Genomic DNA, 15,369 nt, shown 5'->3' on the forward strand with positions numbered 1-15,369 from the left:
TTGCAAGTGCACATACCGCGAGCGCCGCGCTGGCTGTCATGCGCGGGGGCTAGCCGAGCAGGACGTCGGTGACGAACTTGACGCCCGGATAGGCGAGGGTCAGGAGCAGATAGGCGATCAGCACGAGACGCGCGGCCATCCGCCCGCGCACGCCGGTGCGGGCGTGGGCGAGCAGCAACCCGCCGATGACGACGAAGCTGGCGACCGACAGCAGCGTCTTGTGGTCGGCGCGCAGCAGCGCGCCGGTTTCGTAATAGAGCACCGCCATTCCCGTGGCGAGACCGGCCCCCAGCACCGCCTCCGACGCGCCGAGAAGGTGGAGCTGCATCCGCTCGCTTTCCGCCACCGGGGGCAGGAACCGGGTCAGCGGCGTCGGGCGTTTCGATTTCAGCGCCCGCTCCTGCAGGAAGGCGGCGAGCGACGCCACGGCGGCCATGGTCAGCAGCGCGTAGGTGATGACCGACACCGCGATGTGCAGGTCGATCCAGATGCCCGGCGCCCCGCCGCGCAGCACCGGCGCCGGCGCCTGCTGGGCCAGCGTCGCGAAGGCGCCGACGGTCAGCAGATAGGGCAGAAGCAGCGGCGACAGCCGCCACGCCGACCGGGTCAGAGCGCTCATTGCCATGAACAGCAGCATGCAGGCGGCGATGGTGATCCACAGTGCGGTGGACAGGCCGGTGTGCCAGCGTCCCGCCACCTGGGTCAGCGCCCAGGCCGCCGGCCCGGCGAAGCCCAGAGCCAGGGCGCTCCAGAAATAGGCGGATCGTCCGTCCGCCCCCTGCCCCGCGATCCGGTGGTAGGGATAGATGGACGCCGGCAGCAGCGCCATCAGCGCGGTCAGGCTGTAGACGATGTTCTGCGACATGCGGCGGACCCGTGCCCTTCCCTCTGCGGAAACCCAAAGTCGCTGTTGGACAAGTCTTCGCTGCTCCAGCCCTAGGGGCTCTTGGCGGAACGCTGGTGAGCGGCTAGGCTCCGCTGCGTCCGGCCGCCATGACGTAAGCGTCAGGCGGACGGCCCGTCAAGCGCGGATACCATAGCCCAAACGGCAGGGAAACGCCCCATGTCTTCCTTGAACGCGTCTTCCTTGAACGCGTCTTCCTGCATCGCACTGATCGTCGCCGCCGGTACCGGCCAGCGGTTCGGCGCCGAGCGGCCCAAGCAGTATCTCGACCTCGCCGGCCAGCCCGTGCTGCGCCGCACGGTGGAGGCTTTCCGGCGCCACCCCAAGGTGAGCGCGGTGCGGGTCGTCATCAATCCCGCCTTCCGCGATCTCTACGACGCGGCCGTCGCGGGGCTGGACCTGCCCGAGCCGGTGGCCGGCGGGGCCTCCCGCCAGGACTCGGTCCGCAACGGGCTGGAGGCGTTGGCCGAGTCGGCGCCGGACTTGGTGCTGATCCACGACGCGGCCCGCCCGTTGATCGATTCCGACACCATCGACGCGGTGATCGCGGCTCTGGCCACCCACCCCGCGGCGTTGGCCGCGGTGCCGGTCGCCGACACGCTGAAGCGCGGCAATGGCGGTCCGGACGGCGGGCTGGTGGCCGGCACGGTGAACCGCAGCGGCCTGTGGCGCGCCCAGACCCCGCAGGGCTTCCGCTTTCCCGAGATTCTGGCCGCGCACCGCGACGCCGCCGGGCTGGAATTGACCGACGACGCAGCGGTCGCCGAACGCGCCGGGCTGCCGGTCGCGCTGGTGCCCGCCAGGGAGGAGAATTTCAAGGTGACGACCCCCGACGACCTGACCCGCGCCACCCGTGCGCTCGACTCCGCCCTGTCCGACATCCGGACCGGGTCGGGCTTCGACGTGCACCGATTCGCCGAGGGCGATCACGTCACGCTGTGCGGCGTGCGGGTGCCGCACACGCACCGGCTGGAGGGCCATTCGGACGCCGACGTCGGGCTGCACGCGCTCACAGACGCCATCCTGGGCGCGCTCTGCGCCGGAGACATCGGCAGCCACTTCCCGCCCAGCGACCCGCAATGGCGCGGCGCCGACAGCGCGCTGTTCCTGAAACACGCGGCGGAGCTGGTGACGGCGCGCGGCGGGAGGATCGCCCATGTCGACGTGACGATCATCTGCGAGCGCCCGAAGGTCGGCCCGCACCGCGAGGCGATGACCGCGCGCGTTGCCGAAATTCTGGGCATGCCGGTGGACCGGGTCAGCGTGAAGGCGACGACGACGGAACGGCTGGGCTTCACCGGGCGCGGTGAGGGCATCGCGGCCCAAGCGATGGCGACGGTCCGCCTGCCGGGATAGCATGTGCCTTCCATTGCCCTCTCCCGGGACGGGAGAGGGGCTGGTTTTGGACGACGACGAAAGGGACCCGCATGTTTCCCGATCACATCCGTGAACTCGCCGCCAAGCTGCTCGCCGAGTACGAATTGGCCGGCTACACCCTGGCGACCGCCGAATCCTGCACGGGTGGCCTGATCGCGGGGGCGCTGACCGACATCGCGGGGTCGTCCAAGGTGGTGGACCGCGGCTTCGTCACCTACTCCAACGTCGCCAAGTCGGAGATGCTCGGCGTGCCGCCCAGCCTGATCTACGCCCACGGCGCGGTCAGCCCGGAGGTGGCGGTGGCGATGGCGGTGGGGGCTCTGGCGAAGTCGAAGGCTGACGTGACGGTTGCGGTCACCGGAGTCGCCGGACCCGGCGGCGGGACACCGGAAAAGCCGGTCGGGCGTGTCTACATCGCCACCGCGATCCGGCGCGGGGCCGCAAAGCACAAGGAATACACTTTCCCCGGCGACCGCGAGGCGGTGCGCCTCGCGACCGTGCAGACCGCGCTGGAGCGGCTGCGCACAGCCCGACCGGAAACCGCGATTCGTTAGGAGAACACGGAGTTCAGGCGGTCCGCGCCGTGGCGGGCCGGGTGGCGCCGTTGCCATAGAGTTGGGCGGCGCGGGTCTCGAAGGCCTGCACCATGCGGCGCACCGCCTCGTTGAACAGCACCCCCATGATCTTCTGCAGCATCTTCGAGCGGAACTCGAAGTCCACGTAGAAATCCACGCAGACGCCGCCCTCGTGCGGGGTGAAGATCCAGTGGTTGTTCAGGTACTGGAACGGTCCCTCGGTGTACTGGACGTTGATGCGGCGGCTCGCCTCGTCCAGTTCCACGCGCGAGGTGAAGCGTTCGCGGACCATCTTGAAGCCGATCACGAGGTCCGCGAACATCACGTCGCCTTCGCGGCGGCGGATGCGGGCGGCGAGGCACCAGGGCAGAAACTCCGGGTACTTCTCCACATCGGCGACCAGCCGGTACATCTGTTCCGGCGTGTAGGGAAGAACCTTCTTTTCCGCGTGCGTCGGCATACCCGCTCCGTTTCTCTTTCGGCCGCCTCTCAGCCCGCCGCTGCCGCGAGCTTGCGGAGGCGAGCCTCGCGCAGCATCGCGAAGTCCGCCCCCGCGTGATAGCTGGAGCGGGTCAGCGGCGTCGAGGCCACCATCAGGAAACCCTTACCGCGGCCAAGTGTTGCGTAGCTCTGGAATTCTTCCGGAGTCACGAACCGATCCACCGCCGCGTGCTTGGGCGTCGGCTGGAGGTACTGGCCGATCGTCATGAAGTCAACATCGGCGGCGCGCAGGTCATCCATCACCTGCCCGACCTCCTCGCGCGTCTCGCCCAGGCCCACCATGATTCCGGACTTGGTAAACATCGACGGGTCCAGCTCCTTCACCCGCGCCAGCAACTGCAGCGAGGTGAAGTAACGGGCGCCCGGACGGATCGTCGGGTAGAGGCGCGGCGCGGTTTCCAGATTGTGGTTGAAGACGTCGGGCTTCGCCTCGACCACCACCTCCACGGCACCCTTCTTCTTCTGGAAGTCGGGAGTCAGGATTTCGATGGTCGTGTCGGGCGACGCCGCACGGATGGCGCGGATGGTCCGGGCGAAATGCTCCGCCCCGCCGTCCTCCAGGTCGTCGCGGTCGACCGAGGTGACGACGACATGGCTCAGCTTAAGCTGAGCCACCGCCTCCGCCACATTCTCCGGCTCGTGCGGATCGAGCTGGTCCGGGCGGCCGGTCCCGACGTTGCAGAAGGCGCAGCCGCGGGTGCAGACGGCGCCGAGGATCATGAAGGTCGCGTGCTTGTGCTTCCAGCATTCCCCGATGTTCGGGCAGGCGGCCTCCTCGCACACCGTGTTGAGCTTGAGCCCGCGCATCAGGTTGCGCGTCTCGTTGTATTCCTGGCTGGTCGGCGCCTTGACGCGAATCCAGCCCGGTTTGCGCTGGATCGGGTTGTCGGGCTTGTGGGCCTTTTCGGGATGGCGAAGCTTCTCGGGGTGATCGGCCACGGTCATGGTCTGAAGTGCTCCCACGGGCTGCCCGATGGCAGCGCCGATGCTGAACGGTAACGCGCCGCCGACCGCGCAAGGGGCGGCGCAGGGAAACGGCGCAAGGCCGGCGGACACGGTCCCGCCGGATAGGCCGGAATGACCGACCGGTCAAGTCTGATTATCGGCCGCGGCGAAACAACACCGCCAAAAGGATGACGGCGCCCGAATCGTTGCTCCCCCGCCCCGGAGGGCGAGGGAGGAAACGACCGTCGATCAGACTCTCCACTTAAAAGTGGATGGCCCGGCCGTAGGCATCAAGAACCGACTCGTGCATCATCTCCGACAGGGTCGGATGCGGGAACACCGTCTGCATCAGCTCCTGCTCGGTGGTCTCCATGGTCTTGGCGACCGTGTAGCCCTGGATCAGCTCCGTCACCTCGGCGCCGACCATGTGGGCGCCCAGCAGCTCGCCGGTCTTCGCGTCGAACACGGTCTTCACCATGCCGTCCGCCTCGCCGAGCGCGATGGCCTTGCCGTTGCCGATGAAGGGGAAGCGGCCGACGCGGACCTCGTAGCCCGCCTCCTTCGCCTTCTTCTCGGTCAGGCCGACCGACGCGATCTGCGGGTGCGAGTAGGTGCAGCCCGGGATGTTGCGGACGTCCAGCGCGTGCGGGTGCTTGCCGGCGATGTGCTCGACGGCGATGACGCCCTCGTGGCTGGCCTTGTGGGCGAGCCAGGGAGCCCCCGTCACGTCGCCGATGGCGTAGACGCCCGGCTCGTCCGTCTGGCAGTTGGCGTTGGTCTTGATGTGGCCGCGATCGGTCTGGACCTTGGTGTTCTCCAGGCCCAGATTCTCCGTGTTCGGCGAAATGCCGACGGCGAGGATCACGCGGTCGACCGTGATGTCCTCGGTCTTGCCGTTGGCCTCCACCGCCACCGTCACGCTGTCGGCGCCCTTGCGCAGGTTGCCGGCCTTGCCGTTGGTGATGATCCGCATGCCCTGCTTTTCGAACTGCTTGCGGGCGAAGGCCGAGATTTCCTCGTCCTCGACCGGCAGGATGCGGTCCATCACCTCGACCACCGTCACCTTGGCGCCCAGTTCGTTGTAGAAGCTGGCGAACTCGATGCCGATGGCGCCGGAGCCGATGACCAGCAGCGACTTCGGCGTCGTGTTCGGGGTCATCGCCTTGCGGTAGGTCCAGACGAGGTTGCCGTCGTCCTCCAGACCCGGAAGGGTGCGGGCACGGGCACCCGTGGCGATGATGATGTTCTTCGCCCCGAAGGTGCCGACCGCCGCGCCGCCCTTGGTCACGGCCACCTGCCCCTTGCCGAGCAGCTTGGCCTCGCCCTCGATGACGGCGACCTTGTTCTTCTTCAGCAGGTGCTTGACGCCGCCGTTGAGCTGCCCCGCCACCTTGCGGGAGCGCTGAACGACCTTGTCCAGGTCGAAGGACGGGTTCTGGATAACCAGCCCGTAATCCGCGGCGTGCTTGGCGTTGCGCAGCACCTCGGCCGAGCGCAGGAGCGCCTTGGTCGGAATGCAGCCCCAGTTGAGGCAGATGCCGCCGAGATTCTCGCGCTCCACCACCGCGGTGCTGAGGCCGAGCTGGGCGGCGCGGATCGCCGCCACATAGCCGCCCGGACCGCCGCCGATGACGATGAGGTCGTAGTTCATGTCAGCCATGGTCCGCGTCCCCTTACAGCAGCATGCTCAACGGATCCTCGATCAGCTTCTTGAAAGCCGCGAGGAATTCCGCACCCTGCGCGCCGTCGGCGACGCGGTGGTCCACGGTGACCGAGACGGTCATCACGGTGGCGATGGCGAGCGCGCCGTTCTTCACGACCGGACGCTGCTCGCCGGCGCCGACCGCCATGATGCAGGCCTGCGGCGGGTTGATGATCGCCGCGAACTCCCGGATGCCGTACATGCCGAGGTTGGAGATCGAGAAGGTGCCGCCCTGGTACTCCTCCGGCTTCAGCTTGCCGTCGCGGGCGCGCTCCGCCAGACCCTTCATCTCGTTGGAGATTTCGGCCAGCCCCTTGGTCTCCGCCTTCTTGACGATGGGCGTGATCAGGCCGGTCGGGGTGGCCACGGCGACCGAGATGTCGACGTGGTCGTAACGGAGGATGGCCTCCTCCGACCAGGCGGCGTTGATGTTCGGGAACTTCTTCAGCGTCAGCGCGGCGGCGCGGATGATGAAGTCGTTGACCGACAGCTTGTAATCCTTGGAACGGGCGTTCAGGTCGGCGCGGACCTTCAGCAGCGCGTCCAGCTCGCAGTCGATGGCCAGGAAGTAATCCGGCACCGTCTGCTGCACCTCGGTCAGACGACGGGAGATCGTCTTGCGCATGGAGCTGTTCGGCTGGGCCTTGTAGCGCATGCCGAGCTTGTCCGACAGGTCCTTGGCATCGATGCCCGCGGCCTTCGGGGCCGGAGCGGCGGCCGGAGCAGCCGCCGGGGCCGGAGCCGCGGCGGGAGCCTGGGCAGCGGCCTGCGGAGCGGCGCCCTTGGCGGTGCCGCCGGCCTTAGCGGCCTCGATGTCGGCCTTGACGATGCGGCCGTTCGGGCCGGTGCCCTTGACGGCCTTCAGGTCGAGACCGGCCTGCTCGGCCAGACGGCGGGCCAGCGGGCTGGCGAACACGCGGCCACCGCCCTGGGCGGCGGGAGCCGGAGCGGACGCGGCCTGCGGAGCCGGAGCCGGGGCACCGGTCGGGGCCGGAGCGGACGCCGCCGTGGCCGGAGCCGCGGCGGGCGCCGCCGCCGGGGCGGGAGCGGCGGCCTTGGTGAGCGCGCTGTCGTCCTCGCCCTCTTCCAGCAGCACGGCGATCGGGGTGTTCACCGCGACGCCCTGCGTGCCGGCCTGCACGAGGATCTTGCCGAGACGGCCTTCGTCGGCCGCCTCGACTTCCATAGTGGCCTTGTCGGTTTCGATCTCGGCGATCACGTCGCCGGACTTCACCGCGTCGCCTTCCTTCTTCAGCCACTTGGCGAGGTTGCCCTCGGTCATGGTCGGAGAGAGGGCGGGCATGAGAATCTGGATGGTCATTCACTCGCCCTCCTTACTTGCGGTAGCAGGCCTTCTTCGCCGCTTCCGCGATGCGGTCGGGCGAAGGAAGGACGAGCTTCTCCAGGTTCGCCGCGTAGGGCATCGGCACGTCGAGGCCGGTCACGCGGATCACCGGGGCGTCCAGATAGTCGAAGGCCTGCTCCATCATCAGGGCCGACAGCTCGGCGCCGATGCCGCAGGTCGGCCAGGCCTCCTCGACGGTGATGAGGCGGTTGGTCTTCTTGACCGAGTTGACGATGGTCTCGGTGTCGAGCGGACGGATCGTGCGCAGGTCGATGACCTCGGCGCTGATGCCCTCCTTCTCCAGCAGGTCGGCGGCGGCGAGCGCGTAGCTGACCATCAGCGAATGGGCGGTGATGGTCACGTCCGTGCCGGCGCGGCGGATCTTGGCGCGGCCGATCGGAACGATGAAGTCCTCGCTCTCCGGCACCTCGAAGGACTGGCCGTAGAGGATCTCGTTCTCGAGGAAGATGACCGGGTTCGGATCGCGGATCGCCGACTTCATCAGGCCCTTGAAGTCCGACGCGCTGTAGGGGGCGACGACTTTCAGGCCGGGCACGCTGGCGTACCAGGGGGTGAAGTCCTGGCTGTGCTGCGCGGCGACGCGGGCGGCCGCACCGTTCGGGCCGCGGAACACGATCGGGCAGCCCATCTGGCCGCCGGACATGTACAGCGTCTTGGCGGCGGAGTTCACGATGTGGTCGATCGCCTGCATCGCGAAGTTGAAGGTCATGAACTCGACGATCGGGCGCAGGCCGCGGAAGGCCGCGCCGACGCCCAGGCCGGCGAAGCCGATCTCGGTGATCGGCGTGTCGATGACGCGGTCGGCGCCGAACTCCTGGAGCAGGCCCTGCGACACCTTGTAGGCGCCCTGGTACTGCGCGACTTCCTCGCCCATCAGGAAGACGGTCGGGTCGCGGCGCATCTCTTCGGCCATGGCGTCGCGCAGCGCTTCGCGGACGGTCTTCTTCACCGTCTTGTCGAAGAACTTGTCCTCGTCCGACGCCGGCGGCGCGGCGGCCGGACCGCTGGCCGGGCCGACCGGCAGGGTGGCCGGGGCGTGCGCGCCCGAGTCCTTCACCACCGGCTCGGCGGCGACCTTCGGGGCCGGCGTCGGGGAGCCGGAGACGGCGTCGGTCACGCTCTCGCCCTCGCCGAGGATCACGGCGATCGGGGTGTTCACGGCGACGTTCTCGGTGCCCTCGGCGACCAGGATCTTGCCGATGCGACCTTCATCGACCGCCTCGACCTCCATGGTCGCCTTATCGGTCTCGATCTCGGCGAGCACGTCGCCGGACTTGACCTCGTCACCTTCTTTTTTGACCCATTTCGCCAGCTTGCCCTCGGTCATGGTGGGCGACAGCGCCGGCATCAGCACTTCGATCGGCATTCCTCAACCTCCGGCGGCGCGGGTTCACCGGGAGGCGAAGCCTCCGGCCCTCGGCGCCGCTCCTGCTTATCGTTGTCGTCAGGCTTCGACCAGGACGTCGGTCCACAGCTCCGCCGGATCGGGCTCGGGGCTCTGCTGCGCGAATTCGGCAGCCTCGGTCACCACGGCCTTGACCTCGCGGTCGATGTCCTTGAGCTGGTCCTCGGTCACGAAAGCGCCTTCCAGCAGGACGCGCTTCAGGTTGTCGATTGGATCGGACTCGCTCCGCATCTTCTCGACCTCCTCCTTGGTCCGGTACTTGGCTGGGTCGGACATCGAGTGGCCGCGGTAGCGGTAGGTCTTCATCTCAAGGATGACCGGGCCGTTGCCGGAGCGGATGTACTCCACCCACTTGTCGGCGGCCTCGCGGACCTCGAGGACGTCCATGCCGTTGACCTGATGGCCGGGAATGCCGTAGGCCGCGCCGCGCTGGTGCAGTTCGCCCGCCGAGGCGCGCTCCTGCGAGGTGCCCATGGCGTACTTGTTGTTCTCGATCACGTAGAGCACCGGCAGCTTCCACAGAGCCGCCATGTTGAAGCTCTCGTAAACCTGACCCTGGTTGATGGCGCCGTCGCCGCAATAGACCGCGGACAGGCCATCATCCTTGTTGTACTTGTGCGAGAAGGCGAGGCCGGTGCCCAGCGGGACCTGCGCGCCGACGATGCCGTGGCCGCCGTAGAAGTTCTTCTCACGGCTGAACATGTGCATCGAGCCGCCCTTGCCCTTGGAGTAGCCTCCACGGCGACCGGTCAGCTCGGCCATCACGCCCTTCGGGTCCATGCCGCAGGCCAGCATGTGGCCATGGTCACGGTAGCTGGTGATGACGTCGTCGTTGTCCTTCAGCGCGGCCTGGATGCCGACCACAACGGCTTCCTGGCCGATGTAGAGGTGGCAGAAACCGCCGATGAGGCCCATGCCGTACAGCTGGCCCGCCTTCTCCTCGAAGCGGCGGATCAGCAGCATCTCGCGATAGAACTTGATCATCTCCTCAACCGAAGCGGCCTGCTTCGGCGCGGAGTCAGTCTGCGCCTTCGGACGGCGTCGTGACGCGGCCATGTTTCCTCCCCAGGGTTTATGCAGCGACGGCAAGCGAACAGCCAGGGCTGCAGCACGTTGCGAGGGTACATCCCACTTATGAGGGTGCATCCCCCTCGCACCGGAAGCGGATGCGGGGCGCACAGTACACGACAAGCGCGTTCGACGCAAATATCTGTTTTTAAACGCGAAATTCGGCGTTAACCGGCTTTCGGTTAATTCACTGATATGACCTACTTCTCAGCGCTAGCATCACCTTCGCCCTGCGCCGGAGGGAGTGCGATTATGACGTCGCGGGGGCCGGAAAGGTTCAACATCGTGCGCGCGCGCTCGTCCAGCATGTCGCGGTCGAGGTGGTCGCTGCGCATCAGTTGCGCGCGGCGGTCCATTCGCTCGCGCTCCGCTTTCACCTGATCCAGGACGGATTCCGCCGTGGCGATCTCCGCCTTCAGGTGGTTCATGGCGAGCAGCCCGCGATCCCCCTGGACGGCGTAATAGACGAAGTAAGCGACGACACAGGAGCCGATGGCCGGCCCGATGGCCTGGCGAAGGGCGCTTTTCGCGGCGCGTTTCAGCGAGTCGGTGAGGTTCTGGAGCATGGTCATGGCGGTATGATGGAATCATACGCGATTCCTTCGGTCAAACGGAAAAGAAGCAATCCGAAAGAATTCACCGCGTCATGCTCTTCGCACCGCCGAGTAATAGGCCGCTTCTACCCTCAAAGGAAGATTACACAGTGTGCAACCTTCGAAAGAAGCAGGTCCGCGGCGTCACTCCGGCGGCACCTCGCGCGGGCGACGATCCTCGCCGATGGCGACGTAGGTGAAGACGCCCTCCGTCACCTTGATCGCCTCCCCTGCGCTGCGCTGGCGGCGCACCCAGGTCTCGACCCGGACGCGGATGGAGGTTCGACCCACCTTCGTCACGTGGGCGAAGCAGCTCACCTCGTCGCCGACATAGACGGGCTTGTGGAAGGTCATCGCCTCGATTCCCACCGTCGCCACGCGCCCGCCCGCGCGACGCAGGGCGGCGACGCCGCCAGCCAGATCCATCTGGGCCAGCAGCCAGCCGCCGAAGATGTCACCGTTGGGGTTGGTGTCCGCCGGCATGGCGATGGTGCGCAGGGCCGGCCCGCCTTCCATATCCGGGTGGGCCATATCCGGGTGGGCCATTTCCGGGTGCGCCGGGATCTGGTCGGTGGGGGTGCCGTCGCTCATGGTGCCTCCGCCCTCGTTCGTTTGGGCCATCGTTGACCGGGGGTCGAAAAAGCGCATCACAAAATATGGTGCGAGGGGTATATAGGAGCCACCGCATGCGCTTGCGCAGCCCTGACGAAATTCCTATAACTGGGGCCATGAGCGATCTTTTCGAGAACACGGCGCGCAAGGCCGAGACCTATTCCGCCCAGGATATCGAGGTTCTGGAAGGGCTTGAGCCCGTCCGCCGGCGCCCCGGCATGTACATCGGCGGCACCGACGACCGGGCGCTGCACCATCTGGTGGCCGAGGTTCTGGACAACGCCATGGACGAGGCGGTGGCCGGCCACGCCAGCCGCATCGACCTGGAGCTGACCCTCGACGGCACGGTGGTGGTGCGCGACAACGGGCGCGGCATCCCGATCGACGACCACCCAAAGTACCCGGGCAAGTCGGCGCTGGAGGTCATCCTCACCACCCTGCATTCGGGCGGCAAATTCTCCAACAAGGTCTACCAGACCTCCGGCGGCCTGCACGGCGTCGGCCTGTCGGTGGTCAACGCCCTGTCCGACCGGCTGACCGTGGAGGTGGCGCGCGACCGCCAGCTCTTCGTACAGCACTACAGCCGCGGCCTGCCCCAGGGACCGCTGACCCGCCAGGGTGCGGCCAATCGCCGCGGCACGACCATCCGCTTCCACGCCGACCCCGAGATCTTCGGCGAGGCCGCCCATTTCGAGCCGCACCGGCTGTACCGGCTGGCGCGCTCCAAGGCCTACCTGTACCGGGGCGTGGAAATCCGCTGGAGCTGCGACCCGGCGCTGCTGTCGCCCGACAGCACCACCCCGCCGCAGGAGACGTTGCACTTCCCCGGCGGTCTCCTCGACTATCTGAACGCCGCCCTGAAAGAACGCCGGGCGCTGACCCGCCTGCCCTTCTCCGGCGCGCTGGATTTTCCGAACCAGCAAGGCCGCGTGGAATGGGCCATCGCCTGGCCGGAGGATGACGAAGGCTTCTCCCACACCTATTGCAACACGGTGCCCACCCCGCAGGGCGGCACCCATGAGGCCGGCCTGCGCGCCGCGCTGACCCGCGGCCTGAAGGGCTACGGCGAGCTGACCAACAACAAGCGCGCCGCCCAGGTCACCGCGGACGACGTGATGGGCGACGCCTGCATCCTGCTGTCGGTCTTTATCCGCGAACCGCATTTCCAGGGTCAGACCAAGGAGAAGCTGGTGACGGCGGAAGCCCACCGGCTGGTCGAGGCGGCGATCAAGGACCACTTCGACCACTGGCTGTCCGGCGACCCGTCCTCCTCCAAGGCCCTTCTGGAACGGCTGATCGAGAAGGCGGAGGAGCGCGCCAAGCGCAAGCAGTCCAAGGAGCTGGGACGCAAGTCCGCGACCCGCCGCCTGCGCCTGCCGGGCAAGCTGGCCGACTGCTCCCGCAACTCGCCGGAGGGCACCGAGATCTTCCTGGTCGAGGGCGATTCCGCGGGCGGCTCCGCCAAGCAGGCGCGCAACCGCGAGACCCAGGCCATCCTGCCGCTGCGCGGCAAGATCCTGAACGTCGCCTCGGCCTCCTCCGACAAGATGAAGGCGAACCAGGAGCTGAACGACCTCACCCAGGCTTTGGGCTGCGGGGTTGGGAAGGACTTCTCCAGCGACAAGCTGCGCTACGAGCGGGTCATCATCATGACCGACGCGGACGTGGACGGTGCGCACATCGCCTCGCTGCTGATGACCTTCTTCTACCGGGAGATGGGCGGGCTGATCCAGAACGGGCACCTCTATCTGGCCCTTCCGCCGCTCTACCGCATCAGCCACGGCGCCAAGTCGGTCTATGCCCGCGACGACGCGCACAAGGACCAGCTCATGAACAAGACGTTCAAGGGCAAAAAGGTGGAAATCAGCCGGTTCAAGGGCTTGGGCGAGATGATGCCGGCCCAGCTCCGCGAGACGACCATGGATCCCGCCAAGCGCACGCTGCTGCGCGTCGTCGTGCCGAACAGCGCCGATCCGGAGCAGGCGGAGGACGTGAAGGCCACCAAGACCCGTGTCGAGGAGCTCATGGGCCGCCGTCCGGAGCTGCGGTTCCAGTTCATCCAGGAGAACGCGAAGTTCGTCCGGGTCGACGATATCGACGTGTGACCCCCGGCACTGTACGCTCGTTCGCGTGCAGACCAACGCCATGGACCCCGGCCGCATGACCTCGCCGCTCGCCCTGTACCAGACGGACCTGTTCCGCCCCACCTACCGCCCGTGGAAGGGGGAACGCTGGGAGCTTCTGCTCGCCCCGATGCTGATCTGCAAGGGCTACTGGAGCGAAGCGATGCTGGTCACCGACATGGCCGGGCTGATCCGCCACGACGGTCCGGCGTCGCGCACCTGGATGTCGATGACCCCGATGGAGATCGAAAGCCAGGAGATCGGCTGCCGTTTCGCGACGGGGCACACGGTGGTCATGGGGCTCGGCATGGGTTGGGCCGCCGCCAACGCCGCCCTGCGGCCCGAGGTCACCCGCGTCACCGTGGTCGAACTCGATCCCGAGGTGATCGCGGTGAACGCCACCATGGACGTGGTCGGCCAGCTTCCGCCCGAGGCCGCCGCCAAGGTGACGGTGATCCGGGGCGACGCCCTCGCCTACGTGCCCGACGTGCCGGCGGACACCCTGATGGCCGACATCTGGCAACCGCTCTACGGCGATGACCGGCTGGAGCAGGTGCGCCGCATGCGGGACAACACCGGCGCCTCCCGGGTCTACTACTGGGGCCAGGAGATGGACATCGCCCATCGCGCCCGCCAGCTCGGTCTGGTTCTGGACGACGACTCGGTCGCCCGCATCGTCGGAGACATGGGTTTGCCGCTGATCGGCCCCGCGGAGGTCCCCAACTATCCGGAGCTGATCGAGCGCGCTGCCCGGAACTGGCTGCGCACCGATTGGACGCCGCCGGGATACGCGGCCGGCTGAACGGTGGCTCTTCCGGGGGCGCGGGCTTGCCGGACCTGAAGCGGCGCCCCATGATCGTTCACCCCATGTCCATTCAGCAGCCCAGGCGAGCCATGACCTTCCTGTCCCGTGCCAGCGTTCTCGCCCTCTGCGCGATGGCGGCGGCCTGCACCAACGAACGCGTGGTGGCTGATCTGCCCGTCCCCGCCTACACGCTGAGCGAGGTGTCCTACGCGGCTTCCAATCGCGATCTGCGCGTCGTGATCCACGGCAATCCCTTCGGCATGGACCCGCAAACCTTCGGGCCGCTGGTGACCGCCAACATGCAGAACCGCATATCCGGCGTGCGCACCAACTTCACCACCACGCCGAACCAGACGGCGCGGCCCGATTACCGCGTCGTCCTGGCCTTCAACCCCGCCGAGACGACCCTGAACTCGTATCTGTGCAGCGGCCAGCCCCTGCGCACCAGCCCGCCCGGCGGCCCCGTCGTGGTCCAGGGGGCTTTCTGCCGGGGTGGTGGAGCGCTGTCGTCGGCCACCGGCTGGCTCGACCGTCCGCAGGGACCGAACGACCCGGACTTCCGGTCGCTCATCAGCGACATGACCTTCGCCCTTTTTCCGGCCCGCCGCGCCGACCTGGACGGCTGCAGCGGAGGTCCTGACTGCTGAGGTGGGGACGGGCGTTCAGGCGTAGAGAAGCCACTGCCGAAGCAGCGCGGTGACCGCCTGCGGCTGCTCCATGGCCGACAGGTGGCCGCAATCCTCGATCAGGGCAAGGCGAGCGCCGGGGATGCCCTCGGCGATCTCCTCATGCAGCGCCGGGGGCGTGATGGCGTCCTGCCGCCCGCACAGCACCAGCGTCGGGCAGGCGATGGCTCCTAGGCCGGGCCGGCTGTCCGGGCGGTTCATGATGGCGGTCTGCTGGCGCACGTAGCCCTCCGGCCCGACCCGTTGGGCCTGGGCCTGCAGCGATTCGACCAGGGCGGATTCGCCCGCCCGGTCCGGATGGACGAGGCGCGGCATGCCGGAGGCCACCACTTGGCGCAACCGTCCCTGGCCCACCAGACGCACGGCGTCCTGGCGCGTGGCGGTCTGCTCCGGCGTGTCGGGGCGGGCGCTGGTGTCGAGCAGGGCGAGCTTCGCGACCCGCTCCGGTGCCTGCCGCAGAATTTCGAAGGCGACGTATCCTCCCATCGACAGGCCGGCGAGCGCGAATCGCGCCGGGGCCTGCACCAGCACCGCGGCGGCGAGCGCGGCCACCGAGTCATGGCCGGTCAGATCACCGACGGCCGGCTCCGCCACATCGGCGAGATGGCTGGTCTGGTGCTCCCACAGCGCGGCGTCCAGCGGCATGCCGGGCAGCAGGATCAGTGGAATCCGGTCGCTCATGCCTCTTCCTTTCTCGTTCCGGCCTT

Annotated in this window: 15 protein-coding genes; 5 read left to right on the forward strand and 10 right to left on the reverse strand. The window is 67.9% G+C overall.

Annotated features, from left to right (window positions below; translation table 11 throughout):
* Positions 1 to 49: 49 nt before the first annotated feature.
* Positions 50 to 865: a cytochrome C assembly family protein gene (locus H0B54_RS06140; RefSeq protein ID WP_094302530.1), complete on the reverse strand. Its 816-nt coding sequence runs from the start codon at positions 863 to 865 to the stop codon at positions 50 to 52.
* 198 nt (positions 866 to 1,063) lie between these two features.
* On the opposite strand from H0B54_RS06140, the gene H0B54_RS06145 reads away from it, so the two are divergent.
* Together H0B54_RS06145 and H0B54_RS06150 are read left to right on the forward strand one after the other, a co-directional pair.
* Complete coding sequence (locus tag H0B54_RS06145; RefSeq protein ID WP_188259635.1) at positions 1,064 to 2,260, forward strand: bifunctional 2-C-methyl-D-erythritol 4-phosphate cytidylyltransferase/2-C-methyl-D-erythritol 2,4-cyclodiphosphate synthase; 1,197 nt, start codon at positions 1,064 to 1,066, stop codon at positions 2,258 to 2,260.
* A 71-nt stretch (positions 2,261 to 2,331) separates the two neighbouring features.
* The gene (locus tag H0B54_RS06150) at positions 2,332 to 2,835 is read left to right on the forward strand and encodes a CinA family protein (RefSeq protein ID WP_188259636.1); all 504 of its coding nucleotides are present in this window, start codon (positions 2,332 to 2,334) and stop codon (positions 2,833 to 2,835) included.
* Positions 2,836 to 2,848: 13 nt separating this feature from the next.
* On the opposite strand, the gene H0B54_RS06155 is transcribed toward H0B54_RS06150, so the two are convergent.
* From H0B54_RS06155 to H0B54_RS06190, 8 genes are all read right to left on the reverse strand, one after another.
* Positions 2,849 to 3,316 carry a type II toxin-antitoxin system RatA family toxin gene (locus tag H0B54_RS06155; RefSeq protein WP_094302533.1) on the reverse strand — a complete coding sequence of 156 codons (468 nt, stop codon included), beginning with the start codon at positions 3,314 to 3,316 and terminating at the stop codon, positions 2,849 to 2,851.
* 29 nt (positions 3,317 to 3,345) lie between these two features.
* Positions 3,346 to 4,302: a lipoyl synthase gene (gene lipA / locus H0B54_RS06160; protein WP_188259637.1), complete on the reverse strand. Its 957-nt coding sequence runs from the start codon at positions 4,300 to 4,302 to the stop codon at positions 3,346 to 3,348.
* Positions 4,303 to 4,564: 262 nt separating this feature from the next.
* The gene (lpdA, locus tag H0B54_RS06165; RefSeq protein ID WP_188259638.1) at positions 4,565 to 5,962 is read right to left on the reverse strand and encodes a dihydrolipoyl dehydrogenase; all 1,398 of its coding nucleotides are present in this window, start codon (positions 5,960 to 5,962) and stop codon (positions 4,565 to 4,567) included.
* 13 nt (positions 5,963 to 5,975) lie between these two features.
* The gene (locus H0B54_RS06170; protein ID WP_188259639.1) at positions 5,976 to 7,325 is read right to left on the reverse strand and encodes a pyruvate dehydrogenase complex dihydrolipoamide acetyltransferase; all 1,350 of its coding nucleotides are present in this window, start codon (positions 7,323 to 7,325) and stop codon (positions 5,976 to 5,978) included.
* A 13-nt stretch (positions 7,326 to 7,338) separates the two neighbouring features.
* The gene (locus H0B54_RS06175; protein WP_188259640.1) at positions 7,339 to 8,736 is read right to left on the reverse strand and encodes a pyruvate dehydrogenase complex E1 component subunit beta; all 1,398 of its coding nucleotides are present in this window, start codon (positions 8,734 to 8,736) and stop codon (positions 7,339 to 7,341) included.
* A gap of 78 nt (positions 8,737 to 8,814) precedes the next feature.
* Positions 8,815 to 9,831: a pyruvate dehydrogenase (acetyl-transferring) E1 component subunit alpha gene (gene pdhA, locus H0B54_RS06180; protein ID WP_188259641.1), complete on the reverse strand. Its 1,017-nt coding sequence runs from the start codon at positions 9,829 to 9,831 to the stop codon at positions 8,815 to 8,817.
* Positions 9,832 to 10,043: 212 nt separating this feature from the next.
* Positions 10,044 to 10,415, reverse strand: a complete 372-nt coding sequence (locus H0B54_RS06185) for an FtsB family cell division protein (RefSeq protein ID WP_188259642.1) — start codon at positions 10,413 to 10,415, stop codon at positions 10,044 to 10,046.
* A gap of 165 nt (positions 10,416 to 10,580) precedes the next feature.
* Positions 10,581 to 10,967 carry an acyl-CoA thioesterase gene (locus H0B54_RS06190; RefSeq protein ID WP_188259734.1) on the reverse strand — a complete coding sequence of 129 codons (387 nt, stop codon included), beginning with the start codon at positions 10,965 to 10,967 and terminating at the stop codon, positions 10,581 to 10,583.
* A gap of 197 nt (positions 10,968 to 11,164) precedes the next feature.
* Here H0B54_RS06190 and parE point away from each other — a divergent pair, with 197 nt between their 5' ends.
* The 3 genes from parE (at position 11,165) to H0B54_RS06205 (ending at position 14,623) form a co-directional block, all read left to right on the forward strand.
* Entirely contained in the window at positions 11,165 to 13,153 is a 1,989-nt protein-coding gene (gene parE, locus H0B54_RS06195; protein WP_188259643.1) for a DNA topoisomerase IV subunit B, read from the forward strand.
* Between the two features lie 55 nt (positions 13,154 to 13,208).
* Positions 13,209 to 13,973, forward strand: coding sequence for a hypothetical protein (locus H0B54_RS06200; protein WP_188259644.1), 765 nt, complete (start codon positions 13,209 to 13,211; stop codon positions 13,971 to 13,973).
* A gap of 92 nt (positions 13,974 to 14,065) precedes the next feature.
* Positions 14,066 to 14,623 carry a hypothetical protein gene (locus H0B54_RS06205; RefSeq protein WP_188259645.1) on the forward strand — a complete coding sequence of 186 codons (558 nt, stop codon included), beginning with the start codon at positions 14,066 to 14,068 and terminating at the stop codon, positions 14,621 to 14,623.
* A 15-nt stretch (positions 14,624 to 14,638) separates the two neighbouring features.
* On the opposite strand, the gene H0B54_RS06210 is transcribed toward H0B54_RS06205, so the two are convergent.
* On the reverse strand, positions 14,639 to 15,343 hold the full coding sequence (locus tag H0B54_RS06210; protein ID WP_188259646.1) for an alpha/beta fold hydrolase: 705 nt from the start codon (positions 15,341 to 15,343) through the stop codon (positions 14,639 to 14,641).
* Positions 15,344 to 15,369: the final 26 nt, after the last annotated feature.

Source organism: Azospirillum tabaci, from assembly GCF_014596085.1.
Taxonomy (GTDB): Bacteria; Pseudomonadota; Alphaproteobacteria; order Azospirillales; family Azospirillaceae; genus Azospirillum; species Azospirillum tabaci.

Bases quoted from the DNA above. Each gene is read 5' to 3' on its own strand.
- H0B54_RS06140 (WP_094302530.1), bottom strand. From the start codon at position 865: ATGTCGCAGAACATCGTCTACAGCCTGACCGCGCTGATGGCGCTGCTG.
- H0B54_RS06145 (WP_188259635.1), top strand. From the start codon at position 1,064: ATGTCTTCCTTGAACGCGTCTTCCTTGAACGCGTCTTCCTGCATCGCA.
- H0B54_RS06150 (WP_188259636.1), top strand. From the start codon at position 2,332: ATGTTTCCCGATCACATCCGTGAACTCGCCGCCAAGCTGCTCGCCGAG.
- H0B54_RS06155 (WP_094302533.1), bottom strand. From the start codon at position 3,316: ATGCCGACGCACGCGGAAAAGAAGGTTCTTCCCTACACGCCGGAACAG.
- lipA (WP_188259637.1), bottom strand. From the start codon at position 4,302: ATGACCGTGGCCGATCACCCCGAGAAGCTTCGCCATCCCGAAAAGGCC.
- lpdA (WP_188259638.1), bottom strand. From the start codon at position 5,962: ATGGCTGACATGAACTACGACCTCATCGTCATCGGCGGCGGTCCGGGC.
- H0B54_RS06170 (WP_188259639.1), bottom strand. From the start codon at position 7,325: ATGACCATCCAGATTCTCATGCCCGCCCTCTCTCCGACCATGACCGAG.
- H0B54_RS06175 (WP_188259640.1), bottom strand. From the start codon at position 8,736: ATGCCGATCGAAGTGCTGATGCCGGCGCTGTCGCCCACCATGACCGAG.
- pdhA (WP_188259641.1), bottom strand. From the start codon at position 9,831: ATGGCCGCGTCACGACGCCGTCCGAAGGCGCAGACTGACTCCGCGCCG.
- H0B54_RS06185 (WP_188259642.1), bottom strand. From the start codon at position 10,415: ATGACCATGCTCCAGAACCTCACCGACTCGCTGAAACGCGCCGCGAAA.
- H0B54_RS06190 (WP_188259734.1), bottom strand. From the start codon at position 10,967: ATGGCCCACCCGGATATGGAAGGCGGGCCGGCCCTGCGCACCATCGCC.
- parE (WP_188259643.1), top strand. From the start codon at position 11,165: ATGAGCGATCTTTTCGAGAACACGGCGCGCAAGGCCGAGACCTATTCC.
- H0B54_RS06200 (WP_188259644.1), top strand. From the start codon at position 13,209: ATGACCTCGCCGCTCGCCCTGTACCAGACGGACCTGTTCCGCCCCACC.
- H0B54_RS06205 (WP_188259645.1), top strand. From the start codon at position 14,066: ATGACCTTCCTGTCCCGTGCCAGCGTTCTCGCCCTCTGCGCGATGGCG.
- H0B54_RS06210 (WP_188259646.1), bottom strand. From the start codon at position 15,343: ATGAGCGACCGGATTCCACTGATCCTGCTGCCCGGCATGCCGCTGGAC.